The sequence below is a fragment of the Acinetobacter sp. 1125_18A genome, assembly GCF_052824985.1.
This window is the reverse complement of sequence record NZ_VTDG01000001.1, coordinates 159,543-186,480: the sequence shown is the minus strand read 5'-3', so window position 1 is coordinate 186,480 and position 26,938 is coordinate 159,543. Positions and strand designations below refer to the sequence as shown.

At 38.9% G+C, this 26,938-nt stretch carries 21 protein-coding genes; 16 read left to right on the top strand and 5 right to left on the bottom strand.

Features of this window, described 5'->3' with window-relative positions:
* The first annotated feature begins 175 nt into the window (after positions 1–175).
* The 4 genes from FY049_RS00905 to FY049_RS00890 all read left to right on the top strand — a co-directional run bounded on the left by FY049_RS00905 (position 176) and on the right by FY049_RS00890 (position 5,157).
* A complete protein-coding gene (locus FY049_RS00905) occupies positions 176–1,132 on the top strand; it encodes a metal-dependent hydrolase (protein ID WP_446082967.1) in 957 nt (318 codons plus the stop codon).
* A 377-nt stretch (positions 1,133–1,509) separates the two neighbouring features.
* Positions 1,510–2,463: a metal-dependent hydrolase gene (locus FY049_RS00900; RefSeq protein WP_154129209.1), complete on the top strand. Its 954-nt coding sequence runs from the start codon at positions 1,510–1,512 to the stop codon at positions 2,461–2,463.
* 28 nt (positions 2,464–2,491) lie between these two features.
* A complete protein-coding gene (locus FY049_RS00895) occupies positions 2,492–3,337 on the top strand; it encodes an SDR family NAD(P)-dependent oxidoreductase (RefSeq protein ID WP_154129208.1) in 846 nt (281 codons plus the stop codon).
* A 17-nt stretch (positions 3,338–3,354) separates the two neighbouring features.
* Entirely contained in the window at positions 3,355–5,157 is a 1,803-nt protein-coding gene (locus tag FY049_RS00890; RefSeq protein WP_446082966.1) for a flavin-containing monooxygenase, read from the top strand.
* 38 nt (positions 5,158–5,195) lie between these two features.
* Here FY049_RS00890 and FY049_RS00885 read toward each other — a convergent pair whose 3' ends face one another.
* Positions 5,196–5,885, bottom strand: coding sequence for a DUF2306 domain-containing protein (locus FY049_RS00885; protein ID WP_154129206.1), 690 nt, complete (start codon positions 5,883–5,885; stop codon positions 5,196–5,198).
* 206 nt (positions 5,886–6,091) lie between these two features.
* Between FY049_RS00885 and FY049_RS00880 the strand changes: the two genes are divergently transcribed.
* The gene (locus tag FY049_RS00880) at positions 6,092–6,760 is read left to right on the top strand and encodes a YARHG domain-containing protein (protein ID WP_096734804.1); all 669 of its coding nucleotides are present in this window, start codon (positions 6,092–6,094) and stop codon (positions 6,758–6,760) included.
* Between the two features lie 131 nt (positions 6,761–6,891).
* Here the strand turns inward: FY049_RS00880 and FY049_RS00875 are convergent, their stop codons facing one another.
* The 3 genes from FY049_RS00875 to gltA form a co-directional block, all read right to left on the bottom strand.
* On the bottom strand, positions 6,892–8,694 hold the full coding sequence (locus FY049_RS00875) for an aminopeptidase P family protein (RefSeq protein ID WP_224964009.1): 1,803 nt from the start codon (positions 8,692–8,694) through the stop codon (positions 6,892–6,894).
* Positions 8,691–10,259: a peptide MFS transporter gene (locus FY049_RS00870; protein ID WP_224964008.1), complete on the bottom strand. Its 1,569-nt coding sequence runs from the start codon at positions 10,257–10,259 to the stop codon at positions 8,691–8,693. The genes FY049_RS00875 and FY049_RS00870 overlap by 4 nt, the downstream gene beginning before the upstream one ends.
* A 263-nt stretch (positions 10,260–10,522) precedes the next feature.
* Complete coding sequence (gltA, locus tag FY049_RS00865; RefSeq protein ID WP_446082965.1) at positions 10,523–11,797, bottom strand: citrate synthase; 1,275 nt, start codon at positions 11,795–11,797, stop codon at positions 10,523–10,525.
* A gap of 1,070 nt (positions 11,798–12,867) precedes the next feature.
* Between gltA and sdhC the strand changes: the two genes are divergently transcribed.
* The 9 genes from sdhC (at position 12,868) to sucD (ending at position 24,662) form a co-directional block, all read left to right on the top strand.
* Positions 12,868–13,266: a succinate dehydrogenase, cytochrome b556 subunit gene (gene sdhC, locus FY049_RS00860; RefSeq protein ID WP_126606943.1), complete on the top strand. Its 399-nt coding sequence runs from the start codon at positions 12,868–12,870 to the stop codon at positions 13,264–13,266.
* Positions 13,266–13,631 (top strand): succinate dehydrogenase, hydrophobic membrane anchor protein, encoded by a 366-nt coding sequence (gene sdhD, locus FY049_RS00855; protein ID WP_004717289.1) that lies wholly within the window; start codon positions 13,266–13,268, stop codon positions 13,629–13,631. The genes sdhC and sdhD overlap by 1 nt, the downstream gene beginning before the upstream one ends.
* A 12-nt stretch (positions 13,632–13,643) precedes the next feature.
* Positions 13,644–15,542: an FAD-dependent oxidoreductase gene (locus FY049_RS00850; protein ID WP_004717286.1), complete on the top strand. Its 1,899-nt coding sequence runs from the start codon at positions 13,644–13,646 to the stop codon at positions 15,540–15,542.
* 14 nt (positions 15,543–15,556) lie between these two features.
* Positions 15,557–16,267, top strand: a complete 711-nt coding sequence (locus FY049_RS00845; RefSeq protein ID WP_004717284.1) for a succinate dehydrogenase iron-sulfur subunit — start codon at positions 15,557–15,559, stop codon at positions 16,265–16,267.
* Positions 16,268–16,878: 611 nt separating this feature from the next.
* A complete protein-coding gene (locus tag FY049_RS00840) occupies positions 16,879–19,716 on the top strand; it encodes a 2-oxoglutarate dehydrogenase E1 component (RefSeq protein ID WP_446082964.1) in 2,838 nt (945 codons plus the stop codon).
* Positions 19,716–20,930 (top strand): 2-oxoglutarate dehydrogenase complex dihydrolipoyllysine-residue succinyltransferase, encoded by a 1,215-nt coding sequence (odhB, locus tag FY049_RS00835; protein WP_004717280.1) that lies wholly within the window; start codon positions 19,716–19,718, stop codon positions 20,928–20,930. The genes FY049_RS00840 and odhB overlap by 1 nt, the downstream gene beginning before the upstream one ends.
* A gap of 60 nt (positions 20,931–20,990) precedes the next feature.
* Entirely contained in the window at positions 20,991–22,424 is a 1,434-nt protein-coding gene (lpdA, locus tag FY049_RS00830; protein WP_004717278.1) for a dihydrolipoyl dehydrogenase, read from the top strand.
* A gap of 168 nt (positions 22,425–22,592) precedes the next feature.
* Positions 22,593–23,759 carry an ADP-forming succinate--CoA ligase subunit beta gene (gene sucC, locus FY049_RS00825; RefSeq protein ID WP_004717276.1) on the top strand — a complete coding sequence of 389 codons (1,167 nt, stop codon included), beginning with the start codon at positions 22,593–22,595 and terminating at the stop codon, positions 23,757–23,759.
* Positions 23,760–23,771: 12 nt separating this feature from the next.
* Entirely contained in the window at positions 23,772–24,662 is an 891-nt protein-coding gene (gene sucD / locus FY049_RS00820) for a succinate--CoA ligase subunit alpha (protein WP_004717274.1), read from the top strand.
* A gap of 154 nt (positions 24,663–24,816) precedes the next feature.
* Here sucD and FY049_RS00815 read toward each other — a convergent pair whose 3' ends face one another.
* Complete coding sequence (locus tag FY049_RS00815) at positions 24,817–25,578, bottom strand: 3-oxoacyl-ACP reductase (RefSeq protein ID WP_004717273.1); 762 nt, start codon at positions 25,576–25,578, stop codon at positions 24,817–24,819.
* A 515-nt stretch (positions 25,579–26,093) separates the two neighbouring features.
* On the opposite strand from FY049_RS00815, the gene FY049_RS00810 reads away from it, so the two are divergent.
* A complete protein-coding gene (locus tag FY049_RS00810; protein ID WP_224964007.1) occupies positions 26,094–26,573 on the top strand; it encodes a hypothetical protein in 480 nt (159 codons plus the stop codon).
* Between the two features lie 138 nt (positions 26,574–26,711).
* Positions 26,712–26,921, top strand: a complete 210-nt coding sequence (locus tag FY049_RS00805; RefSeq protein ID WP_004717269.1) for a hypothetical protein — start codon at positions 26,712–26,714, stop codon at positions 26,919–26,921.
* Positions 26,922–26,938: the final 17 nt, after the last annotated feature.

Here is a 26,938-nt window from a genome sequence, read left to right as displayed (position 1 = left end):
CAGACACTTTATTGAATAGTCATAAATTGCCAATGGATTGACCTGAAATGTCAGTGGTATTTGAATCCAGATGACTTACTTTTCCAACATAAATAGGATTTTTTTACTTGAAATGTGAATTTGAACTGGTTTTCAGTCAAATCCTTGATCCCTAAATAAACAATAGGTGCTTCATATGTTACTTGCTAAGCCTGTCAAAAAAGTGTTTGCAAAAGCTTTTCCAAGTCGATTGCCTAATTTAAAAGATCAGATTGCGAATATCCCGATTCGTCACTTCAATTTTAAATTTAGCCCAGATGAGTTGGATGTTAAATTTTTTATGCAAAAAGAGTGGGCGACTGCTTATTTTGCCGCACTGTCAATTTTTTTGACCTATGGTGAAGAGTTGGTGATCGAAACCGCACGACATCATCGTGATCAAATACAAGACCCTGTTTTAAAACAGCGTCTAACCAGTTTGATTGGGCAAGAGGCAATTCACTCAAAAGTCCATGAAGAATACAATGAAACCATGATTCCAAATAATTTGCCTGTGCAGTTATATCGGTTTTTAGCAGAACAGGTTTTTAATCATACTTTTTTAAAATTCCCACAACCTTTAAAGCTTTCAATGATGGCTGGGATTGAGCATTTCACCGCTGTCTTTGCTCAATATGCCATGACTCATCAAGACATCTTTAATCATTCTCTTGATGAAAAAACACGTGCTTTATGGTTATGGCATATGCTGGAAGAGTCTGAGCATAAAGATATTGCTTATGATACTTATCAAGTGCTTTCTGCAAATTATCCATTACGAATTTCAGGATTCTTTATTGCGTTGATTACTTTGGGTCTAGGCGTAGGTGCTGGCGCATTGATGTTGCCATTTTTACGACGTCCAATGAATAGCTTTAGTCTAAGTTTTTGGAAAGAGGCAAAGGGCAGTTGGGATTTATTATTTAGTCGAGACAATGGTGTTTTTGGTAGCAGTTTAGGCCATATTTTTGATTATTTGCGTCCAGACTTTCATCCTAATGATCATGATACAACTGAGCTTTTAGAATATTTCAAAAAAGAATTACTTGATCCTGAAACAGGCACACTCACCCCTTATTTTATTAAAGAGTTTACCCCTGCTTTACGGATGTAATTTTATTCAATCTTAGCATTCAAATTTTCTATTCAATATAAAAACGATGTTGTAGATCGATACTGAGCTTTTCCATCAATTTTTGAAGGAAAAGCTTTTTTTTAAAAGCTGTGATTTTAACCAAGCACTTTATAAAAATTGTTTTTAAGGGACATTCTTTATCAGTGGAGGCAACTCTTAAAAGTGATTGTCTGACAATTATCTAAGGTTGTCATAATTTGCAAACCGAATGAATGCATGTGCCAATGGTAATTGACAAAGCATGTCGTAATTTTTAGCCATCAAAGTAGAGTTTTTACTCAAAAGGCGATCTGTAGCTCATCAGCGTAAAGACGATGAAATGGATTGCCATATTAAATGAATAAAGAGTACCAGCTATGTTCGCTAAGCCAATTAAGAAAGCCGTTGCTAAAGTTTTTGCTGCGGCACCATTCAGTCTGGAAAATCAAACGTCGATTATTCCAATTCGTCATATGAAGTTTGATTTTGATCCAGCGCAAGTAGATCACCGATTTTATATGGATGCAGAATTGGCAAGTGCATATTTTGCGTCATTGTCGATTTTCTTAACTCGTGGTGAAGATCTTGTGATTGATACTGCTCGTTATCATCGTGATTTCATTACTGATCCATTATTGAAGCAACGTGTTACTTCATTGATTGGTCAAGAGGCGATTCATTCAAAAATGCATGAAGAGTTAAATGACGCTTATTTAATTCGTGATTTGCCAGTAAAGCTGTTTCGTACTTGGGCTGGCTGGGCTTTTGAATATGGGTTTGAGCGTCTTCCACAACCGATGAAATTGTCGTTGATGGCTGGTATCGAACATTTTACTGCGGTACTTGCAGAATACATGATGAATCATGAAGAAGTGTTCTTCCGTTCGCAAGATGAAAAACAACGGGCAATCTGGATGTGGCATATGCTTGAAGAATCAGAGCATAAGGATATTGCTTTCGATGTGTTTCAAGAATTATCTAATAACTATTTATTACGTATTGCTGGATTCTTTCCCGCATTGATCACGATTTTGGTGCTGATTTCAGCTGCATCATTTTTAGTTCCTTTTTATCGCAATCCTAAGAACCTGATTAGCTTACGTTATTGGAAAGAGATTCCATATAATTTTCGCCTGATCTTTGGCTTAAAAGATGGTGTTTACGGCAGTAGCTTTAAACATATTTTTGATTATCTTCGTCCCGATTTTCATCCAAATGATCATGATACATCTGAATTTTTGGACTATTACAAAGAGAAACTGCTGAATCCAAAGACAGGTCTTCTTACGCCATATTTGACGAAAGAATTTTATCCTGCATTGCGTTCATAAAAACCTAAAAGAGATGGATTTAAAGTTTATGGGTATTTTTTCTAAAAAAGTTAAGCCGAGCCAAAATGCTTATGCGGTCGTGACTGGCGCAGGCAGTGGCATTGGACGTAGTTTTGCAATGGAACTTGCAAAACGCGGAGGAACAATTGTTTGTGCTGACATAAATCTGGATGCAGCCAAAGAAACTGTCAGTTTGATTGAATCACAAACTTCAGCTAAAGCATTTGCTGTGCAATGTGATGTGGGTGTGAAAGAGCAAGTAAAAGCACTTTCAGAACAAGCCGAAAAATTAATGAATCATCCTGTAAGCCTGATCATTAATAATGCGGGTGTAGGACTGGGCGGTAAGTTTGATGAAGTGTCACTGGAAGATTGGCAATGGTGTATGCATGTCAACCTTTGGGGGGTTATTCATGGTTGCCATTATTTTGTTCCTCAGTTTAAGCAACAAGGTTATGGAGCAATTATCAATGTTGCTTCAGCTGCGGGGTATACAGCAGCTCCCGAAATGACTGCTTATAACGTAACAAAATCCAGTGTGCTGGCATTGTCAGAAACCCTTTCAGCAGAGCTTCGCGGTGACAACATTCGAGTGAATGTGCTGTGTCCAACATTAGTGCCTACAAATATTATGAAAAATGGTCGTTTGCCTGGTCATTATGCGGGTTTAGCAGATGATTTACTGATGAATCATGCATTTACCACCAGTGATCAGGTGGTGATTAAAACCTTAAATAACTTGGATGCAGGCAAGCTGTACACCATTCCTCAGCCAGACGCAAAACTGTTTTGGATATTAAAACGTGTATCACCCACCTTATATGCCAAAGCGCTAGGTATCGGGTATCCATTATTTAACAAATACATCAAATAAGCTGCGAGTAAATCAAGATGACAACAGAAACAACTTTAGCTACGCTGCCTAAAGAGAAAAGCGTAGAGCAAAACTCAACACAAACTACAGTCGAAGACATTAAACAGGTGACTCAACAGAATACTGTGCAAGACAAATCGCTTGAAGCAAAACAGCTTAAAGAAAAAGCGCTCGTAGAGAAGCAAGTTGGGGTAAAGACTGTTACAAAGCCAGCGAAAGTAAATACTGCTAAAGCTGAAGTCCAAACTCCGGCTAAAGCTAAAAATAAGCCTGAGGTAAAAGTTGAAACACAAATAAGTGCTCAATCTGAAAAGCTTGGACAATCGGCTGAGGAAAAAGCGCCGACGATTCAGCACAAAGAAGCTCTGCACATCTATGACACCATTGTGGTTGGTGCTGGTATTTCAGGGATTGCTGCTGCTTATAAAATGAATCAAGCAGGCTATAACGATTATGTGGTCCTTGAAAAAGCCAGTCGTGTGGGGGGAACATGGCGCGACAATAATTATCCGGGCTGCGGTTGTGATGTACCCTCAGCACTTTATTCATTTTCTTTCTCACCAAGCCATAAATGGAGTCATTTATTTGCCAAGCAGCCAGAAATTCTAAGCTATTTAGAAGAAGTGGTGGAAAAATATGATCTTGGTGAGAAAATTGAATTTAATAATGAATTAATCAGTGCCAAATGGGATGAAGCACAACATATTTGGCACTTAGAAACATCAAAAGGTCAATATCAAGCAAAGACAGTGATCTTTACGACAGGACCAATTACTGAACCTGCTTTGCCGAAATTAAAAAGAATTGAAAGTTTTAAAGGTGAAATGTTCCATTCAGCACGTTGGAATCATGATTATGATTTAACCGGTAAGCGTGTTGCAGTGATTGGTACAGGGGCTTCTGCAATTCAGTTTATCCCGCAAGTACAACCTTTAGCGAAACAGCTAATCGTATTCCAGCGTACAGCACCGTGGGTACTACCCAAGGCGGATATGGAGTTAAACGAAACGGCTAAAGGGATCATTTCTCGATTCCCAATCATTCAACAAACTTGGCGTAATAGCATTGCACAGATTTTAAATGGAATTAACTTTGGATTGCGTAATCCTAAAGTATTGGAACCCGTTAATTTCCTGAGTAAGCAATTACTCAAACTGCAAATTAAAGATGAGACCTTGCGTAAAGCAGTAACACCGAACTTTACTATTGGATGTAAGCGCTTATTGTTTGCAAACAATTATTATCCAGCTCTACAACAAGATAATGTGAGTCTGATTGCACATGGTTTGGTTGAAATTGATGGAAATACAGTGGTTGCAGCAAATGGTGAACGTCATGAAGTGGATGTGATTATTTGGGGAACAGGCTTTGAAGTTTCACATCCTCCAATTGGTAAACGAGTTTATGACAGCAATGGTCAAGTCCTTGCTGAGCGTTGGAAAAATAGTTCACCTGAAGCATATTTGGGTGCCAGTATTGAACATGTACCGAATGCGTTCTTGGTCCTTGGTCCAAACATTCTGGTATATGACTCATTTATTGGTATCGCGGAAGCACAAGTCGGTTATATTGTTGATGGCTTGTTAAAAATGCGTGAGCAAAAATTCACTCGCTTTGAAATCAAAGCGGATGTGCTTGCCCAGCATAATAAACGTTTGCAGAAACATTTAAAAACCACTGTATTTAATGCGGGTGGGTGTAAGTCCTATTATCTGGATGAAAATGGTCGTAACTTTGCAGCATGGCCATGGTCATTGCAACAATTACGTAACCAATTAAAACAACTAGATTTAAACCATTATAGTGTGAGTAAAAAATAAGTTTAGTGTTCAATTGCTGAACACTTTTTATGAGAGCCCTAAATTGATTTAGGGCTTTTATTTTTTTGTCTTGTGCGATGATGTAATCCAAAAATAATGATTTCAGCTAGGATTAGATTGACCACCCAACCTAACCAAGATTCTAACTGATAGATGTGAATTGGGGTTAACCAATCAAAATAAGGTTGTAACTCATAAAGCACGATTTTCCATGTCCTTAAGCTTAGCGCTGAAAGACTTAGTGCAAAACTACGGATCATCCAGTCACGATGTAAAATCCAGCGCTTTTTCAATAAAAAGTATAAAGCGGATAGGGTGGTGATCGCCCAGAGTGAACTTAATAAGACAAAGCTGATTTGTGTGGATAACCCTCCAGCCGCTGAAAAAGCTAAAATTAAGCCACTGGGTAAAGACAGCCCCAAAATGGTGATGATGTAGAGCCAACCACTCCAGCGATGAATTCGGGGATAACGCGTGCGAAAGACACGGAAAAACTGTGTAAATCCAGCGATGAGTACAAAACTACTACTGATCACATGGATTTTAAAAGCCGCCTGCCAAGGTTGAGTATTGACTACATCTTGCTTTAACAATAGAAAATGCTGATCAGTTTGCCATGGGAAATATTGTAGACATATTGCCACCATGAGATAGCATAAATAAGCATAGATCACGAGTGAAATTAGACTCAAGCTTGAATAGGCCAAGTTAGTTTTTGTTTTGTTCATCACTGCTTATAATGGAATGGTGATTGAGAAATTATAGTGGAACATAGGTTGAAACAGCATATTTATGTTTGGGTATGGCATAGATTTTAAAATAAACCACAGAGAATCCTGATTTATTTATCTTAAAGTAGATCACAAAGCAAACAATTTAATCTAAAATCAATGTGAAAATGCATCCAATATCTTCATAACAAATAGGTATAACAATGAATAAAAGTTTAATCGCACTCGTCGGATTAGGAATGATTGGTTTCCAGAATAGCTATGCACTGGATATTCAACAGTTGCAAAAATCTTGGTCTGGAAAATATGATGATCAGAAAATTGCTGTTTTCATCCAATCTATCGATCGTAATCAGATCAAAGGCTATAGTGTTCTTGGTAAAAATAAACAAAATTTCTCAGGAAAAGTACAGACAACTTCACAAGGCTATAAAATTACCGCAACAGAAAGCGGTGCTAAAGCAAGTAGTGGTGTGTTTACGTTTACTGTAAAACAGAATCAGCCGAATGTGTTGGAATCTAGTTGGGAATCTACAACGGCTAAGGTTAAACCAAAATATTTTGATTTAAAGCCGCAACAGTGTCGCTATCAAAAAGATGTCGGTGATTATCCAGTTGCATCACAACGTTTATTAAAAGATGAGGATCTACAAATTCCTCCTGAAGAACTGGACTGGATGCGTAATGAAATTTATGCGCGTCATGGTTATTCATTTGCCAATAAAGAGATTGCCTCTCAATTTGCTAACGATAATTGGTATATGCCATGCAGTACCAATGTTGAAAATCAATTAACTCAGATTGAAAAGACCAATATCCAGCGTATTAAAAAAATTCGCCCGTATATGGCGAAAATGGAATGGGGTCGTTGATCAATATTTTGATCATATCTGGTTTAAATGATAGCTAAAGCAAAAGCATTTTAATTTGATTTATATCATTATTTTTGCTTTAAAAAGCTCAAAGTCAGGTACTTTGAGCTTTTTAAATTTTACGGAAAATGTTAAATAGCTTGGGTGTTTTCATTTAGCCAGTTTAAAACATCACCTTCTAAGTGAGGTGCTAATCGCTCTCTGACAATTTGATGGTACTGATTCAACCATGCTTTTTCATCATGACTAAGTAGGTCTAAAACGATACACGTCAGGTTAATCGGGCACAGTGTTAGTGTTTCGAATTCCAAAAATTGACCATAGGTCGTATCTTCAAAATGCTTAATTTTGTTGACGACAAGATTCTCAATCCGAATGCCGTACTTGCCTTGATGATATAAACCAGGTTCATTGGAAGTAATCATCCCTTCGCGCATCTTGGTGGATGGTGTGACTGGGGCATAATATGAAATCACTTGTGGGCCTTCATGAACATTCAATGCATAGCCTACACCGTGACCTGTACCATGACGATAATCTAATCCGTATTTCCATAGCGTTTGACGGGTAATTGCATCTAATAGTGGTGATGCAATGCCTTCAGGGAAAACGCTTTGTGCAAGTGCAATATGGCTTTTTAACACCAAAGTGTAATCACATTTTTGTTCAGCGCTTGCTGTGCCTATGGGAACAACGCGGGTAATGTCTGTGGTTCCTTCATCATATTGTGCGCCTGAATCAATTAGCAGCAAACCATCACCACTAATCTCGCTAAAGCTTTCTTCGGTGGCACGATAGTGGGGTAATGCGCCGTTGGCATTAAAGCCTGCAATTGTCGAGAAGCTTAATCCAATAAAACCTGCTTGTTGTGCGCGAAAGCCTGAAATTTTTTCGTCGATGGTGAGTTCATTGATCGATTCTTTATCAGCCAATGCGTTATCTAGCCAATGAAAGAAATGACATAGGGCAACACCATCTTTGGTCATTGCACTGCGCACATGTGCAATTTCTGAAGGATGTTTACGTGATTTAAATAAACTGCTTGGATTAATGTCTTGGACTAAATGACTTTGCTGCTCAATGGCCTGTGCAGATGAAATTGAGACTTTAGCAGGATCAATTAAAATATTTTGTTGTTTAAGTTCGAGCAAAAACTCGATGCTTGCGTTATAAGCTAAGATTTCAATGTTATCCAAAGCAAATCTTTGCTGCATTTCAGTTGAAAGTTTTGCAACATCAATAAAAAGCACAGTTCGAGAATGGTCGATATATAAGTGTGCTAAGAACACGGGATTATATTCAACATCACGCCCCCTACAATTCAAAATCCAAGCAATATCATCGAGTGCAGAAATAAAATGCCCTGTTGCTTTTTTCTGAATAAGTTTGTGACGGAGCGCAGTTATTTTTTCTAGGCGTGTTTGCGCATTTAAATCATCTGCCATTTGCCAAATGGGTTGTAGGGGCAGTGCTGGCCGTTCAGTCCAAATTTCACCAATCAAATCTAAATCTGTTCGGATTTCAAATTGCTGGGATTGAGCAACTAGACTTAGCGCATCAAATTGTAGGGCAGAAATGGTGTGTCCATTGACTGAAATTTTTGCATCTTTGGCTAAATGTTGTGAAAGCCAAGCCAAATGTGTTGATGATTCATCAGGTGTTTGTTTTTGTAAGATATAACCTGTATTTTCCAGTTGCTGTTCAGCTTGTACCCAATATCGACCATCTACCCATAAACCTGCGAAGTTTTGAGTAACTACAATTGTGCCGACTGAACCTGTAAAGCCTGTTAGCCATTGACGTATTTTCCAATAATCAGGTAGATACTCTGACATATGTGGATCTGCACTCATGGCGATAAAAGCATCCTGCTGATATTTCTTCATAATTGTACGAAGGTTTTCTAATTTGTTGGCAGGTGACAAACTGTTCATACTTTTTCCAATTGCATATCAATAGATTTTTGAGAGGGGGTCGATGTTTGATTGAGTAATTTACGAATCGGTTTTCTCATTAACCATAGAACGGCTGCGCCAAGAAGTAAAGCGATGACACATCGCACAAATAGCAAGGGTAATTGGTCAACTTCATGGATAGAAACATGACCACCAATTAAACCTGCCATCAAGTTTCCTAAAGCAGATGCTGTAAACCAAAGCCCCATCACTTGCCCACGAATGATAGTCGGAGCAAGTTTAGTCATAGTTGAAAGACCAACAGGGCTTAAGCATAATTCACCTAGTGTTAAAAGCAGGAGGCTTGATGCGATCCACAATGCAGAAACAGTTCCACCATTTTGGGTGATCAAGTAACTGGCAATGCTCATCACGAGGAAACCACCCGCAGCGAGAAGTAAAGCAATAATGAATTTGGTGATATAGCTAGGGTCACGATTTTGTTTGCCTAATTTAACCCAAAGCCATGCGATGATCGGTGCGAAAATAATAATGAAAAGCGGGTTAATCGATTGAAACCAAACTGCGGGTATTTCAAAGCCAAAGAATTGGCGATCTGTAAAGTCTTGGGCGAAAAGATTGAAAGATGTTGGTTTTTGTTCAAATGCTGACCAGAAAAGTGCAGCGGTGATGAGTAAAATAAAACAGATGATGATTTGTTTTTTCTCAGTATTATTCAAACCAGCAAAGAGCAATAGATAGCTGAAATATAAGGCAATACAAATACAGATTGTGATTGTGAAATATGTGGCGATCTGAATTGGATTGATGTTAATTACGCCAAGAGAAACTAGACCGATAATCAAGCCAACAACTGCAATAAAACCTATGATCATTTGGGGTGCTTTAGGATTGTAATGTACAGGACGAGCCCAGTTATTTTCATTGCCTTGCACATGATTAAATTGTTTTAATTGAGGCACAGTTATTAACTTAAAAATCAGTAAGGCGATTAACATTCCAACGCCACCGATTCCGAATCCCCAGTGCCAACCATGTTCATTAACCAATAAACCAGTCAATAGTGGGGCAATCAACGAACCTAGATTAATTCCCATATAAAAAATGGAAAATCCTGCATCACGCCGTGAATCTTGAGCCTGATATAAAGTGCCAACAATGACGGAAATACAGGTTTTAAATAAACCAGAACCGATCACAATCAAAACTAAACCAAAATAAAAAAAGAAATGTCCAAATAAAGCTGCCAATGCAATGGATAAATGTCCGAGTGCGATGATCAGTGAACCGTACCACACAGCGCGCTCCTGACCGAGATAATTGTCAGCAACCCATCCACCCAATACGGTCATTAAATACATACTGCCTGCAAATAAGCCGACAATTGCTGATGCTGTTGGGCGATCTAAACCGAGACCGCCATCAGCAACTAAAGCTGCCATATAGAGGATTAATAAAGGGCGAATACCATAATAGGAAAAACGTTCCCAAAGCTCGGTAAAAAATAAACCTTTTAATGGTTGGGGGTGACCAAAAAAAGCTTGATCTGGGTCGTGCACTTGTTTGGATAAATGTTGAGGCATCTTCAATTCCTTTGAAAATGTATTAATAAAAAAATTTTAAACAATATATAAAATAAAGTTATTTGTTGGGTGTTTTTTAAAGTAGTGATTTGTAAGTTTTATAGTAAAAATATAAATTTCAGTTTTCTATGCTTATTATTGGTATTGTTATGTTTTGATTTTAAATGAATTTTAAAATAAATAGATTATACCAAATGGTATGAATATGTAATAAAAAACCACCCCAAAGGGTGGTCTCTTGTTCGATCTGAACGTGCAACGAATTAACGTTTGATATCGCGTTGAGTTTCGCCAGTATAAAGCTGACGAGGACGACCGATTTTGTACGCGCCGCTGTGCATTTCTAACCAGTGGCTGATCCAACCAACTGTACGTGCAAGCGCAAAGATTACCGTAAACATTTCTGTTGGGATACCAATCGCTTTAAGGATGATACCTGAATAGAAGTCTACGTTAGGATAAAGTTTACGTTCGATGAAGTACGGATCGCTTAATGCAATACGTTCAAGTTCCATTGCAAGCGCAAGTTGTGGATCATTGATACCAAGTGCACTTAACACTTCGTCACAAGTCTCTTTCATTACTTTTGCACGTGGATCGAAGTTTTTATAAACTCGGTGACCGAAGCCCATAAGTTTAACTTCTTTAGTTTTTACTTTTTCCATGAACGGTGCAACATTTTCTACAGAGCCGATTTCATCGAGCATCTTAAGAACAGCTTCGTTTGCACCACCATGCGCAGGTCCCCAAAGTGCAGCAATACCCGCAGCGATACATGCATAAGGGTTAGCGCCTGTAGAACCAGCTAAACGTACTGTAGACGTTGATGCATTTTGTTCATGGTCAGCATGAAGCGTAAAGATACGATCCATTGCTTTAGCAAGAATAGGGTTAACTTTGTAATCACGATCTGCTGGAGTAGCAAACATCATGTACAAGAAGTTTTCAGCATAGCTTAAATCGTTACGTGGATATACGAACGGTTGACCGATTGTATATTTGTAAGTCCAAGCAGCTAAAGTAGGAATTTTAGCAACTAAACGAACTGCAGTGATTTCACGGTGGTCTACGTTTTCAACGTCAAAACCGTTGTGATAGAACGCAGATAACGCACCCACTACACCACACATAACCGCCATAGGATGAGCATCACGACGGAAACCATTGAAGAAACGGCTAACTTGATCGTGAACCATTGTGTGGTTGCGGACTTTGTTTTCGAAGTCTGTTTTTTGTTCAGCAGTTGGAAGCTCACCGCTTAACAATAAATAGCAAGTTTCTAAGTAAGAAGCTTGAGTTGCAAGTTGAGCAATCGGATAACCACGGTGTAAAAGAACGCCTTTATCACCATCAATGAAAGTGATTTTAGACTCGCAAGAAGCTGTCGCCATAAAACCAGGATCAAAAGTAAAGTGACCTGAAGCCAACACATCCTTAACGTCGATTACATCTGGGCCCAATGTGCCGCTGTAAATTGGTAATTCAATTTTTTTGCCATCAAGCTCTAGAACGGCTTTCTTGCCAGTTGCTGCAGACATTCAATAGATCTCCTGTCCTGGTGGATATTTTATCTAACTTGCTGAGTCATCTTGTAATGTACAAGTCAGACGGATCAAAAATTGCTATTTAGCTTAGTGAGTACTGAAATTTTGTCAATTATACTTATGGATGAAAAAACAATGTTTTCATCAGTAGTTAGTCTAACTTTAACCAGTAAGATTGATCATTAAATTTCAGAGTTGGTCAGTATAATAAGGTAAATTCTAAAGAAGGTGCAGAAAAATAATTGTGATTGCTAGACAGGAAATGGCATTTTTGACCAATATTTTGTGGCTTTTGTAAGTTGCGAAATGCATTGTTGCTGTTTTAAAACCATCTGAATTTCACGACTTACATAGCTTTTGCCATTATTTTTGTGTAAAAAACACCCAAATGAGTTGATGAAATATTTATTTTCATTTTAATGCTTAATTGATTAAAAAATAGTTTTTATTGAAGCTTTTAAAGGATAAAAAATAATCGAATCAGTATAAAAATAGGCATTTAGTTGCCTTAGGAATAATCAAATACCATAAAATCTTGCAGCTAAATTATGAATTATTCACAAACTAAGTCTTTCTTTCTTATTATAAAGCTTTCAGTCAAATCACTGAATTAAATGGCACCCATTTAAAATAGGAATAAAGGACTATTTTAAAATAACATGTTGGGTATCTACTAAAGCTTAACCAGTTGATGAAAAATAAAACAGCAGGGAGAAATTAACCACAGGACGATTTTGTCCGTAATGTTGTGCTTTAGTCTAAATTTATAAAAATAATATAAGTCGTAATTATGTGTAAAAGTAATATGTTTAAATGTCATAAAAAATAACGAGATAGCCTTGAAAAACAGAGATGGGTGATCTGCTTTATTTTTCAAATGGGTGTAAATGATTCTTATTTGAGTGATTTTTAAAGAAAAAGCCAATTTCGATGGTTTGTATTTTGACAGTGCACGTTTTATAATTCAGTGTCGTTTAAAGTTCAGGCAATTAAATTTGTCTGACAATGCTAGCTTTCCTTCGAATTAATTCCAACAAACTCCGGATGGAGTTTTTACTTACAGGATGCCCGCTGTGAAAAGCAACAGACCTGTCAATTTGTCCATGGGTCAAGTTTTAGATGTAAACTTAAAATCCCCTGTGGCTATTGCATCAATTCTACACCGTCTATCAGGTGTCATCGTATTTTTACTCGTACCGGTACTTTTGTGGCTTTTAGACAAGTCTTTGTCTTCGCCTGAAGGCTTTGCTCAAGTTCAAGCAATCTTTGGTGGCTTCATTGTACGTTTTATCGTATGGGTATTTGTCGCTGGTTTATTATTCCATTTCATTATGGGTATTAAGCACTTACTTGCTGACCTAGGCTTTGCTGAAGAGTTGCAAAGTGGTCGCGTAGCAGCAACTATTGCATTAATCTTGGCTGCGATATCTGTTATCGCTTCATTTGTATGGATCGTTCTCTAATGAAAAGTGCTACAGGTTTAACGGGTTCAGGTTCTCGTGATTGGTATATCCAACGCGTAAGTGCTGTAGTTCTAGCTGTTTATACTGTTGTGGTATTAGGTTGGATTCTGTGCAATGGCGGATTTAACTATGAGCAATGGTTTGGCTTTATGATGACACTTCCGATGAAGATTTTATCTTTATTGGCAGTCTTATCTCTTGTTGCGCATGCTTGGATTGGTATGTGGCAAGTATTCACTGACTATGTGACTACTCGTCAGATGGGTCCTTCAGCTTCAGGTTTACGCATCGTGTTAACTTCAGCAGTGATTATTGCTGTTATTGCATATGCGATCTGGGCAATCCAGATTTTTTGGGCGAATTGATAGGAAAATGTCATGGGCGCTTTAACCCCTAAAGAAGATTATTCAAATATTCCAAGCCAGTTCTTCGATGCAGTCATCGTTGGTGGTGGTGGTTCAGGTATGCGTGCTTCATATCAACTTGCTCAAGCAGGGTTGAAAGTTGCAGTGCTAACTAAAGTATTCCCAACACGTTCTCACACTGTTGCGGCTCAAGGTGGTATTGGTGCATCGCTTGGTAACATGCAAGACGATAACTGGCACTATCATTTCTATGACACGGTAAAAGGTTCTGACTGGTTAGGTGACCAAGATGCAATCGAATTTATGTGTCGTGAGGCGCCTAAAGTTGTTTATGAGCTTGAACACTTAGGTATGCCATTTGACCGTAATGCTGACGGTACAATTTACCAACGTCCATTTGGTGGCCACTCTGCGAACTATGGTGAAAAACCAGTTCCACGTGCTTGTGCTGCTGCCGACCGTACAGGTCATGCACTTCTTCATACGCTTTATCAAAGTAACGTGAAAATGGGTACTCAATTCTTCGTTGAATGGATTGCATTAGACTTAATCCGTAACGAAGCAGGTGATGTACTCGGTGTAACAGCAATTGACCAAGAAACAGGCAAAATTGCTGTATTCCAAGCCAAAGCAACATTGTTTGCTACAGGTGGTGCTGGTCGTGTTTACCGTGCATCTACCAATGCTTATATCAATACTGGTGATGGTCTTGGTATGGCTGCTCGTGCGGGTATTCCATTACAAGATATGGAATTCTGGCAATTCCACCCAACGGGTGTTGCTGGCGCAGGCGTATTGTTAACGGAAGGTTGTCGTGGTGAAGGTGCAATCCTTCGTAACAAAGATGGCGAACCGTTCATGGAACGTTATGCTCCAACTTTGAAAGATTTGGCTCCGCGTGACTTCGTATCACGTTCTATGGACCAAGAGATCAAAGAAGGCCGTGGTTGTGGTCCTAAAGGTGATTATATCCTACTTGATATGACTCACTTGGGTGCAGATACCATCATGAAGCGTTTACCATCTGTATTTGAGATTGGTAAGAAATTCGCAAACGTGGATATCACCAAAGAACCAATTCCAGTTGTACCAACAATCCATTATCAAATGGGTGGTATTCCGACCAATATTCATGGTCAAGTGGTTATTCCTGAAACAGCGAAAAATGCAGCAGATTTCTATGCAGGTTTTGATAAAGCTGCAAATGAATATACAACCAACGGTACAATGAATTACACAGTTCCTGTAAAAGGGTTCTATGCTATTGGTGAGTGTTCTTGCGTGTCTGTACATGGTGCAAACCGTTTAGGTACCAACTCATTACTTGACTTGGTTGTATTTGGTAAAGCTGCTGGTGAACACATCATCGATTACGTGACTAAACATCACGGTGATGAATACCAACCACTTCCAAATGATGTACTTGTGAACACGTTGAAACGTATCAATCATTTAGATGATTCTACTTCTGGTGAAAATGCACAAGAAGTTGCGGATGCGATTCGTGATATCGTTCAAGACCACGCGGGTGTATTCCGTACTCAAGCCTTGCTTGATGAGGGTGTTAAGCAGATTCTTGCGATTGAACCACGTGTACGTAACATTCATTTAAAAGACAAATCTAAAGTATTTAATACTGCACGTATTGAAGCTTTGGAAGTTGAAAACTTATACGAAGTAGCGAAAGCAACATTGATTTCTGCTGCTGCACGTAAAGAATGTCGTGGTGCACATACTGTTGTAGATTATGAATTGCCTGCTGATGATGAGCACTATTCATATGGTCGTCGTGACGATGAGTGGATGAAACATACTTTATGGTATTCAGCGGATAACCATCTTGAATACAAGCCAGTACGTTACAGCCCATTGTCTGTAGACCCAATTGAACCTAAACCACGTACATTCTAATCGGGAGAAATAAGATGAGTAGAGGTACACGTACATTCGAAATCTACCGCTATGATCCTGATAAGGATAAAGCACCGTATATGCAGACTTTTAAACTAGAGTTGACGGATAAGCATCGTATGTTGCTTGACGCGCTTTTAGCATTAAAAGTTCAAGACGAATCATTAACATTCCGTCGTTCTTGCCGTGAAGGTATTTGCGGTTCAGATGGTGTGAATATCAATGGTAAAAATGGTCTTGCGTGTTTATGGAACCTGAATGATTTACCTGAAAAAATCGTCATTCGTCCATTACCTGGTCTGCCAGTAGTGAAAGATTTAGTTGTGGATATGAATCAGTTCTACGATCAGTATGACAAAATTCATCCATTCTTAATCAATAATCAACCTGCACCACCTAAAGAGCGTTTACAATCTCCAGAAGAGCGTGAGCACTTAAATGGTTTGTATGAATGTATTCTTTGTGCATGTTGTTCAACATCATGCCCATCATTCTGGTGGAACCCGGATAAATTCTTGGGTCCTTCAGCATTGTTGAATGCATACCGTTTCATTATTGATTCTCGTGATACTGCGACACAAGATCGTTTATCACGTCTTGATGACCCATTCTCATTATTCCGTTGTAAAGGGATTATGAACTGTGTGTCTGTATGTCCGAAAGGTTTGAATCCAACAAAAGCGATCGGTCATATCCGTAGCATGTTGCTCGATCAAGCGGGTTAATACGATGTGAAAAAAGGGCGTGCATCTTGGGATGTACGCTCTTTTTTTATTGGATTTTTAATGAGATGGTTGTTTTTTGTTCGAGTGAATGGGATCTAAGCTTTAAGCATTGAAAAAGGATCAACAGACCCGATATAAATGGATGGATAATAATAGATTATTTCTTGTATGTATTTCGCTAATTTATAGGTGGTATGTGTCAAAAAAATCAATTGAAGTGACAGATCATGTTACGATTTAACAAACCACTATATGTGAAAAACACACCATGTTTTTGGTACATTTTTTCTACATAAGTGTGATCCAGATCAGTTTATAAATAATTTTATAAGCAAAGTTTAGAACCGCTTTAGAAAAAGCAAAAAAGCCTTTGTTTTTTCTAAGTCGATTTGCAAAAAATTGCTCAGCTTCGGTTGAGTATATAAGTGAGTGATGATGCCATTGAGGGCGTTATGATTCATTGTATGCATTAGTAAAAGCTAATGTTTATAACGCCCCTTGGTCATGAGTATCTGATGGGTGAATGTCAATTTACCGATTTGGCATTATCAATCATGGGAGTGCTTAAAAAGCACCCTCTAATGTTTTTGCAATAGGAAATGGGTCCACAAATGCAAGAAGTTGCTGACGCATTGCGTCTTGATACTGAACTTTCCGCTGATAGTGCAGCGTATATTGAAGAGCTTTACGAACAGTACCTTTCTTCTCCAACCTCAGTAGGTGAGGATTGGCGTCAATATTTCGATAAATTCCCTAAAGGTGACCAACCACACGGAAATATTCGTGAGCAATTCTTATTATTAGGTCGTAATTCAAGTCGTGTTCAGCCTGTTGTGCAAAGTGAAGTAAGTACTGAGCATGAACGTCGTCAAATCGGTGTTTTGCAACTGATTGCAGCATACCGTAACCGTGGTCATCAAAAAGCGAAGCTTGATCCACTAGGTTTGGCTAAACGTGAAGATGTGCCAGATTTAGATCTTGCTGCACATGGTTTAACCAAGTCTGACCTAGATACAGTTTTCAATGCTGGAAATTTGGCGATTGGTAAAACTGAAGCAACTTTAGGTGAGATGGTTAGCGCAATGGAGGCAACATACTGTGCTTCTATTGGTGCTGAATATATGCACATTGTTGACACCAAAGAAAAACGCTGGATTCAACAACGTCTTGAAGGTGCACGCGGTCAGTTCGGTTTCTCGGCAGATCAAAAGAAACTCGTACTTGAACGTTTAACTGCTGCTGAAGGCTTAGAAAAATTCCTCGGTAATAAGTATGTTGGTGCGAAGCGTTTTGGTGTAGAGGGTGGTGAATCTTTCATTCCAATGGTAAACGAACTTATTCAACGTGCAGGTTCTGTAGGTTGTAAAGAAGTCGTAATTGGGATGCCACACCGTGGTCGTTTAAACTTACTTGTGAACATCATGGGTAAAAACCCAGCTGATTTGTTTGGTGAGTTTGAAGGTAAAACTTTAGCTAAAAAAGGTTCAGGTGACGTTAAGTATCACCAAGGTTTCTCATCAAATGTGATGACACCTGGTGGTGAAGTTCACTTGGCTTTGGCATTTAACCCATCGCATTTAGAAATTGTTGGTCCTGTGGTTGAAGGTTCAGTTCGTGCACGCCAAGTACGTCGTAAAGACATTGGTGGTGATGACGTATTGCCTGTAATCGTACATGGTGATGCTGCATTTGCTGGTCAAGGTGTCAACCAAGAAACCTTCCAAATGTCACAAACGCGTGGTTATACCGTAGGTGGTACGGTTCATATCGTAGTCAACAACCAAGTTGGTTTTACTACATCTGATCCACGTGATGCACGTTCTACCGAATACTGTACTGACATTGCAAAAATGATTCAGGCGCCAATTTTCCATGTAAATGGTGATGACCCAGAATCTGTATTGTTTGTTGCGCAATTGGCACATGATTTCCGTCATACATTCCGTAAAGATGTTGTGATTGACATGTTCTGTTATCGTCGTCGTGGTCATAACGAAGCAGATGAGCCAGCAGCAACACAACCAATGATGTATCAAGTGATCAATAAAAAAGCGACTACACGTACGCTTTATGCGGATCAATTGGTACAAGAAAAAGTATTAGATCGTTCTGATGCAGATGCTTTAGTTGAAAAATATCGTGAAGATCTTGAAGCAGGTAACCATGTTGCCAATGCTTTAGTGCTTGAACCAAATGATAAAATGTTTGTGGACTGGAAACCGTATCTAGGCCATGAATATACAGATGTTTGGGATACGACTTTCCCAATCGAACGCTTAAAAGAAATTGGTACAAAAATGCGCGAATTACCGGAAGGTTTCGTGATGCAGCGCCAAGTGTCTAAAGTGATCGATGAACGTTTGAAAATGCAAACTGGTGAAATGCCATTAAACTGGGGTGCAGCAGAAACTTTAGCTTATGCTTCTATCCTTGATGATGGTTTCTTGGTGCGTTTGACTGGTGAAGATGTTGGTCGTGGTACATTCTCACACCGTCATGCCAAGCTACATAACCAAGTTGATGGTTCGGTTTATATTCCACTGTGTCATATCAAAGAAAACCAGCCACGTACTGCAATTTATGACTCATTATTGTCAGAAATGGCTGTGCTTGCATTTGAATATGGTTATGCAACAACATTGCCAAAAAGCTTGGTAATCTGGGAAGCTCAGTTCGGTGACTTTGCAAACTGTGCGCAAGTGGTTATTGATCAATTCATCTCATCTGGTGAAACCAAATGGGAACGTGTGTGTGGTTTAACATTACTTCTTCCACATGGTTATGAAGGTCAAGGTCCTGAGCATTCATCTGCACGTCTTGAGCGTTTCTTACAGTTATGTGCTGAAGAAAACATGCAAGTGATTACACCAACGACACCTGCACAGATTTTCCATGCAATGCGTCGTCAGGCAATTCGCCCAATTCGTAAGCCAATGATCGTGACTTCACCGAAGTCATTGCTTCGTCATAAACTTGCAACTTCAACTTTGGAAGAGCTTGCAACTGGTACATTCCAGACTGTGATTGATGAAGTGGATCAAATCAACAAACAAGATGTAACACGTGTTGTACTTTGTGGTGGTAAAGTTTATTACGACTTACTTGAAAAACGTCGTGAAGAAAACTTGAACATTGCGGTGGTACGTGTTGAACAATTGTACCCATACCCAGAAAAACGTCTTGCTGAAGTGCTTGCGACATATCCAAACATAAAAGAACTTGTTTGGTGTCAAGAAGAACCGAAGAACCAAGGCGCATGGTTATTCATTGCTCCTCGTTTATACGAAGGTGTAATGAAGTCTGCTCTACAAGTTCAAATTAGCTATGCAGGACGTGAAGCTTCAGCTGCACCTGCATGTGGCTCACCATATTTGCATGCAAAACAACAAGCTCAGCTCGTGAATGACGCACTTGCGATCGTAGCTGAACAATCAGGAGAATCTAAATAATGGCAACCGAAATTAAAGCACCGGTGTTCCCAGAGTCAGTTGCTGACGGAACAATTGCAACTTGGCACAAACAACCAGGTGAAGCGGTATCACGTGATGAAGTCATCTGTGATATTGAAACGGATAAAGTTGTTTTAGAAGTTGTTGCTCCTGCTGATGGTACTATCTCTGCAATCATCAAAAATGAAGGTGACACAGTTCTTTCTTCTGAAGTTATTGCAACATTTGAAGAAGGTGCTGTTTCTGGCGCTACTCAAACTCAAGCAGTTCAATCTGAAGAGAAAGTAGAACAAGCTGCGGCACAAACTCAAGCGGGTAATGCACCTGTTGTTGAACGTGCTCAAGTACAAGATCAAGCACCTGCAGTGCGTAAAGCTTTAACTGAAACAGGTATTGCTGCTGCGGATGTAGATGGTACTGGTCGTGGTGGTCGTATCACCAAAGAAGATGTTGCAAATCATCAAACTAAACCAGCTGCTGCAGCTGTAACACCATTAAGCGTTGCTGTTGGTGAGCGTATCGAGAAACGTGTTCCAATGACACGTTTACGTAAGCGTGTTGCTGAACGTCTTCTTGCTGCTACACAGCAAACTGCAATGTTGACTACGTTTAACGAAGTCAACATGAAACCTGTGATGGAAATGCGTAAGCAATATAAAGATGCTTTCGAAAAACGTCATGGTGCACGTTTAGGCTTTATGTCATTCTTCGTTAAAGCTGTAACTGAAGCACTTAAACGCTATCCTGCGGTAAATGCTTCAATCGACGGTGATGATATTGTTTATCATGGTTACTATGATATCGGTGTTGCGGTTTCTTCTGATCGTGGTTTAGTGGTTCCAGTATTACGTAATACTGACCGTATGAACTATGCTGAAGTTGAATCAGGTATTGGTGCATATGCTGCAAAAGCACGTGAAGGTAAATTAGCAATTGAAGATATGACTGGTGGTACTTTCACAATTACCAACGGTGGTACTTTCGGTTCACTACTTTCAACACCTATTTTGAACCAACCACAAACTGCTATTTTAGGTATGCACAAAATCCAAGAGCGTCCTATGGCTGTAAATGGTCAAGTTGAAATTCTTCCAATGATGTACTTAGCGCTTTCTTATGACCATCGTATGATTGATGGTAAAGAAGCAGTAGGTTTCTTGGTAACTGTTAAAGAGTTACTTGAAGAGCCAGCTAAACTAATCCTTGACCTTTAATTCTTTAGAATAACAACACGAGTTTAGAGTGATCCTTTAAACTCGTTTTTGGAGATAAGCATGTCTCAGTTTGATTTAGTGGTAATCGGCGGTGGGCCAGGTGGTTATGAAGCGGCAATTCGTGCTGCTCAACTTGGTTTCAAAGTTGCGTGTATCGAAAAACGTGTACACAAAGGTAAGCCATCTTTAGGTGGTACTTGCTTAAACGTAGGTTGTATTCCTTCTAAAGCACTTTTGGATTCTTCTCATCACTATGAAGACACTCTTCATGGCTTAGATGTTCACGGTATTACAGTTGAAAATGTCCAACTTGATCTTCAAAAGCTTCTTGCTCGTAAAGACAAAGTTGTAGATAACTTAACTGGCGGTGTTGCTCAATTGCTGAAAGGCAATGGTATCGAGTGGTTACAAGGTACAGGTAAATTACTTGCTGGTAAAAAAGTTGAATTCACACCATTAGAAGGTGGCGATGTTCAAGTTTTAGAACCTAAATTCGTAATTCTTGCAACTGGTTCTGTACCTGTAAATATTCCTGTAGCAAAAGTTGATGAAGACCTTATCGTTGATTCAACAGGTGCATTAGAATTCCAAGAAGTGCCTAAACGTTTAGGTGTAATTGGTGCAGGCGTAATTGGACTAGAACTTGGTTCAGTATGGCGTCGTCTTGGCTCTGAAGTTGTTGTGTTTGAAGCATTAGATGCATTCTTACCAATGGCGGATAAAGCGTTGGCAAAAGATTATCAAAAACTTTTAACAAAACAAGGTTTAGATATTCGTATTGGCGCTAAAGTTTCAGGTACTGAAGTGAATGGTCGTGAAGTGACTGTTCAATATAACCAAGCAGGCGAAGATAAAACTCAAACTTTTGATAAATTAATCGTTTGTGTTGGCCGTAAAGCCTATGCAGAAGGTTTATTGGCTGAAGATTCAGGCATTAAATTAACTGAACGTGGTTTGGTTGAAGTGAACGATTGGTGTGCAACGTCTGTTGACGGTGTATATGCAATTGGTGACTTGGTACGTGGTCCAATGCTTGCGCATAAAGCAATGGAAGAAGGTGTAATGGCAGTTGAGCGTATGCATGGTCATGCTGCTCAAGTGAATTATGACACTATTATTTCAGTGATTTATACACACCCTGAAGCTGCGTGGGTAGGTTTGACTGAAGAGCAAGCTAAAGAGAAAGGTCACGACGTTAAAACCGGTCAATTCCCATTTGCGGTAAATGGTCGTGCTTTAGCTGCCAATGAATCTGCTGGATTTGTGAAGTTTGTTGCAGATGCAAAAACTGATCGTTTATTGGGTATGCATATCATTGGTCCAGGTGCTTCTGATATTGTTCACCAAGGTATGATTGCACTTGAATTTGTATCTTCAGTTGAAGATTTACAATTGATGACTTTCGGTCACCCAACTTATTCTGAAGTCGTTCATGAAGCAGCGCTTGCTGTTGATGGGCGTGCGATTCACGCGATTCAGCGTAAACGTAAATAACACAAAAAAGAGCGGTTTCGACCGCTCTTTTTACTTTTGATGGTTGTTTTTAATTGAATAATCATCTAAAAATAAAAGAACAAACTTTAATAAATGCCGATAGTTATTGCGATGGAAGTCTAATTATTGGTGTGTCATAACAATGTGAAAAGTAGTAAAAGGTAAAACATGAATCTACATGAGTATCAAGCGAAAACGCTGTTAAAAAAATATGGTATGCCAGTTCAAGAAGGCATTTTAATCACTACGCCCGAAGAAGCATCTGCTGCCTTTGAGCAAATTAGTGGCAAATTCGCTGTGATGAAGGCCCAAGTCCATGCAGGTGGTCGTGGTAAAGCGGGCGGCGTAAAAGTTGTTAAGTCAAAAGAAGAAGCAGCTGAATATGCAAAAAGCCTGTTAGGTACTCGTTTAGTCACGTATCAGACGGATGCCAATGGTCAGCCGGTAAATAGTATCCTTGTTTGTGAAGATGTTTATCCTGTAGAACGTGAATTGTATTTAGGTGCAGTGGTTGACCGTTCTAGTCGTCGTGTGACATTCATGGCGTCTACAGAGGGTGGTGTAGAAATTGAAAAAGTTGCTGAAGAAACACCTGAAAAAATTATTAAAGTCGAAGTAGATCCACTGGTTGGTTTATTGCCATTCCAAGCGCGTGATGTTGGCTTCCAATTAGGTTTAAAAGATAAGCAAATCAGCCAATTTGTAACCATCATGACAGGCGCGTACAAAGCATTTGTTGAAAATGACTTTGCACTATTTGAAATTAACCCACTTTCAGTTCGTGAAAATGGCGAAATCTTATGTGTAGATGCTAAAGTCGGTATTGACTCAAATGCACTTTATCGTTTGCCTGAAATTGCAGCGATGCGTGATAAATCTCAAGAAAATGAGCGTGAGTTAAAAGCATCTGAATTTGACCTTAACTATGTTGCTTTAGAAGGTAATATTGGTTGTATGGTGAATGGTGCTGGTCTTGCGATGGCAACAATGGACATCATCAAACTGTATGGTGGTCAGCCAGCAAACTTCCTTGATGTTGGCGGCGGTGCGACTAAAGATCGCGTAATTGAAGCATTTAAAATTATTCTTTCAGATTCATCTGTACAAGGTGTATTGATCAATATTTTTGGTGGTATCGTACGTTGTGACATGATTGCTGAAGCGATTATTGCAGCGGTTCAAGAAGTAAATGTAACCGTACCTGTGGTTGTTCGTTTAGAAGGGAACAATGCGGAGTTAGGTGCTAAATTACTTGATGAATCAGGTCTAAAATTAATTTCTGCGAACGGCTTAGCTGATGCCGCAGAAAAAGTTGTTGCTGCTGTGAAAGCGTAAGGAGTATCAATCATGAGCGTATTAGTTAATAAAGACACAAAAGTATTGGTACAAGGCTTTACAGGTAAGAATGGTACATTCCATTCTGAGCAATCAATTGCATACGGTACAAAAGTAGTTGGTGGCGTAACACCGGGTAAAGGTGGTCAAACTCATATTGGTCTACCTGTTTTCAATACAATGCGTGAAGCAGTAAAAGAGACTGGTGCAAATGCAACATCAATTTATGTACCTGCACCATTTGTACTAGATTCTATTGTTGAAGCAGTCGATTCTGGTATTGAGTTAATCGTGGTGATCACCGAAGGTGTTCCAACCTTAGACATGTTAAAAGCGAAACGTTACCTTGAAACTTATGGTAATAATGCACGTTTAATCGGTCCAAACTGTCCAGGTATTATCACACCGGGCGAATGTAAAATTGGGATTATGCCAGGGCATATTCATCAACCAGGTAAAATCGGAATCATTTCTCGTTCTGGTACATTGACTTATGAAGCAGTTGCGCAAACGACCAAGCTTGGTTTAGGTCAGTCTACTTGTATTGGTATCGGTGGTGACCCAATTCCAGGTATGAACCAAATTGACTGCTTAAAACTTTTCCAAGAAGACCCACAAACAGAAGCAATCATCATGATTGGTGAAATTGGTGGTAGTGCGGAAGAAGAAGCTGCTGAATATATTCAATCTAATGTGACTAAACCTGTTGTTGGTTATATTGCGGGTGTAACAGCGCCTAAAGGTAAGCGTATGGGTCACGCAGGAGCGATTATCTCTGGCGGTAAAGGTACTGCTGAAGAGAAGTTTGCTGCATTTGAAAAAGCGGGTATGGCATATACGCGTAGCCCAGCTGAACTTGGTTCAACTATGTTTGATGTTTTAAAAAAGAAAGGCTTGGTTTAATTTAAAGTTTAAATTTTTAAGCTAAAAAATGGGAGCCAATCGGCTCCCATTTTTATTGGTTGAAGAGTATTGGTTGTATATTCTTGATTGTTAGCATTTAACCTTGTGATCAAGATAGAAAAAAGGGAATTTATATGAGAGTGGTGATCTGTGATTAGCCTTTGACTAAACCACCATCCACAATCAAATTTTGTCCTGTTACAGCGCGTGACCACGGTGATAAAAACATCAGCACGGCATCTGCAAACTGCTCAGGTGTGGTGACTTCTTGTAAGGGTGTGGAAGCAGCGATCAAATCAAACACTTGATCAGGTGTTGCACTGCTAGCATCAGTCTTACGTAATAGACCGCCTGAAAGCATATTTACATTAATACCATACTGACCTAAATCGTGTGACGTTGTGCGGGTAAAGGCCAAAAGTGCTGCTTTAGCTGCAGTATAATCATGATAAGGAACCACAGGATTCTGTACAAGATTGGTTCCAATATTGATGATTCGACCAAAATGATCTTTTTTCATATCTTCTAGTGCAGCTTGGGTGGTGTTTAAAGCGGCTTTTACTGCACTGTCCAATTGCTGTTGCATACTGTGCCAGCTCAAGGTTTCAACTTTTGGACGTAGATCACCATCAAATTTAAATGCCAATAGCGCATTATTAATCACTGAGGTGATTGCATGTCCATAATGCAGTTTTGCCTTTTTAAACATCGTGTTGACTTGATCTGCATCAGTTACATCAGCTTTGTAAATAAAAACTTGTTCGGCATGTTCCTTAGCAAGTTGTTGTGCGGATTCTTCACTATTGAAATAATTCACCACAACTCTTGCGCCTTCACGAATCAAAGCATGGGTAATTGCAAGTCCTAGACCACGTGCGCCACCAGTCACTAGAATAATTTGATCTCGTATTTCCATGTTCAAATCAACTCATTTGATATCAATTTAATTTTAGCACTTTTATCGATGAGACTTTTAGATTGAGAGATGAGTTACAAAGTTTATCAATTGCACATACTCAAGATGAAAAATATAAAAACATCTAGAGAAATTTAAGCATCTTAGTGGATTGATTACATATGAATATTCAAATAATTAAACTTTTTAAATCCTATTGATAAAATGATGGCTCAGAATGATAGTTAATTGGTTTAACATATTGATCATATTATTTATAATTAAAACGAAACGCATTTGATATTGGGTGTGCTTCAGCCATTCTGATCTATATGTAGGCTACAATTAGACTGAACATTTAAGTGACGTATAAACAAACAGAGGAGACAACCATCTTGTTTTATGATTGGTATAACTCCGATAAAAATGATGAATTGATTAGGCAAAACATGCGACCTATTTACCCGCTCAATTTAATGGTCATTTTTATATTTTTTATAAATTCAAATGTTTATGCTTTTGATGATCTGGCACTTATGGCAGAAGAGGCACAAAATCAAATTGTGGAATATCAAGATGAATTATTAGGACAACCAGATCAATTGCAAGATGAGCAATTATTTAAAATTGAAAATCAAGAAAATAGCCTAAGTGATACTGAAATGAGCACTGAGCGAAATGATATTTTTTTTGAACAAGACCAATTGCAAAAAAAGCTAGCAGAACAGCATGAGCATGAATTGGCAGATTATTCAATTTTAACCAATAAATTTTATGAAAATGAGCGTATTCGGGTGTTTAATTATACTGCTTATAATGTACAACAATTAAAGACATCATTGCTCAATCCTTCAAATGATAATCCTGCATCAAGTGAGCTTTATCTTTCTTTTGGTTATGGTATTGAATTTAAGATCAATGCTTTAAACAAAGTCGGTTATGAATACATCTCTAGTTTTCCTTATGATCGTGGGCAATTATTGCGTCTGTTTTGGATTAGAACGCTGACCTATTAACCATAAATATTTTATCGATCATTTTTTATTTCCATGAAGAAATCATGGGGGAAATACTACAACTTGAAACATAAGCTTGTTTAGCACTACACATTAACAGACTAACTTAAACAAAATGAGATGAAGAGGTGAGTCATCATGTTAAACAAAGTTATTGTGTTGGGTGTAGTTGCTATTTCATTAACCGGCTGTATTGTTGCGCCATTTGATGATGGTCATCGAGGTGGTCATGGTCGTTATGATCAGCGACATGATTCAGATCATCGCTGGGATCAGCGTCGTGATGGTGATCGACATCGTTATGACCGAGATCGCAATGATCGTGACTGGAATTGGAAAGGGCGTTAATTCTTTATCTTAAATAT

Excerpts from the sequence above, each read along its gene's own strand:
- sdhD (WP_004717289.1), top strand. The coding sequence starts at position 13,266 with ATGAAAAGTGCTACAGGTTTAACGGGTTCAGGTTCTCGTGATTGGTAT.
- FY049_RS00875 (WP_224964009.1), bottom strand. The coding sequence starts at position 8,694 with ATGAACAGTTTGTCACCTGCCAACAAATTAGAAAACCTTCGTACAATT.
- FY049_RS00850 (WP_004717286.1), top strand. The coding sequence starts at position 13,644 with ATGGGCGCTTTAACCCCTAAAGAAGATTATTCAAATATTCCAAGCCAG.
- FY049_RS00900 (WP_154129209.1), top strand. The coding sequence starts at position 1,510 with ATGTTCGCTAAGCCAATTAAGAAAGCCGTTGCTAAAGTTTTTGCTGCG.
- sucD (WP_004717274.1), top strand. The coding sequence starts at position 23,772 with ATGAGCGTATTAGTTAATAAAGACACAAAAGTATTGGTACAAGGCTTT.
- FY049_RS00810 (WP_224964007.1), top strand. The coding sequence starts at position 26,094 with ATGGCAGAAGAGGCACAAAATCAAATTGTGGAATATCAAGATGAATTA.
- FY049_RS00905 (WP_446082967.1), top strand. The coding sequence starts at position 176 with ATGTTACTTGCTAAGCCTGTCAAAAAAGTGTTTGCAAAAGCTTTTCCA.
- FY049_RS00880 (WP_096734804.1), top strand. The coding sequence starts at position 6,092 with ATGAATAAAAGTTTAATCGCACTCGTCGGATTAGGAATGATTGGTTTC.
- FY049_RS00805 (WP_004717269.1), top strand. The coding sequence starts at position 26,712 with ATGTTAAACAAAGTTATTGTGTTGGGTGTAGTTGCTATTTCATTAACC.
- FY049_RS00840 (WP_446082964.1), top strand. The coding sequence starts at position 16,879 with ATGCAAGAAGTTGCTGACGCATTGCGTCTTGATACTGAACTTTCCGCT.
- FY049_RS00870 (WP_224964008.1), bottom strand. The coding sequence starts at position 10,259 with ATGCCTCAACATTTATCCAAACAAGTGCACGACCCAGATCAAGCTTTT.
- sdhC (WP_126606943.1), top strand. The coding sequence starts at position 12,868 with ATGCCCGCTGTGAAAAGCAACAGACCTGTCAATTTGTCCATGGGTCAA.
- odhB (WP_004717280.1), top strand. The coding sequence starts at position 19,716 with ATGGCAACCGAAATTAAAGCACCGGTGTTCCCAGAGTCAGTTGCTGAC.
- sucC (WP_004717276.1), top strand. The coding sequence starts at position 22,593 with ATGAATCTACATGAGTATCAAGCGAAAACGCTGTTAAAAAAATATGGT.
- FY049_RS00895 (WP_154129208.1), top strand. The coding sequence starts at position 2,492 with ATGGGTATTTTTTCTAAAAAAGTTAAGCCGAGCCAAAATGCTTATGCG.
- FY049_RS00845 (WP_004717284.1), top strand. The coding sequence starts at position 15,557 with ATGAGTAGAGGTACACGTACATTCGAAATCTACCGCTATGATCCTGAT.
- FY049_RS00890 (WP_446082966.1), top strand. The coding sequence starts at position 3,355 with ATGACAACAGAAACAACTTTAGCTACGCTGCCTAAAGAGAAAAGCGTA.
- lpdA (WP_004717278.1), top strand. The coding sequence starts at position 20,991 with ATGTCTCAGTTTGATTTAGTGGTAATCGGCGGTGGGCCAGGTGGTTAT.
- FY049_RS00885 (WP_154129206.1), bottom strand. The coding sequence starts at position 5,885 with ATGAACAAAACAAAAACTAACTTGGCCTATTCAAGCTTGAGTCTAATT.
- FY049_RS00815 (WP_004717273.1), bottom strand. The coding sequence starts at position 25,578 with ATGGAAATACGAGATCAAATTATTCTAGTGACTGGTGGCGCACGTGGT.
- gltA (WP_446082965.1), bottom strand. The coding sequence starts at position 11,797 with ATGTCTGCAGCAACTGGCAAGAAAGCCGTTCTAGAGCTTGATGGCAAA.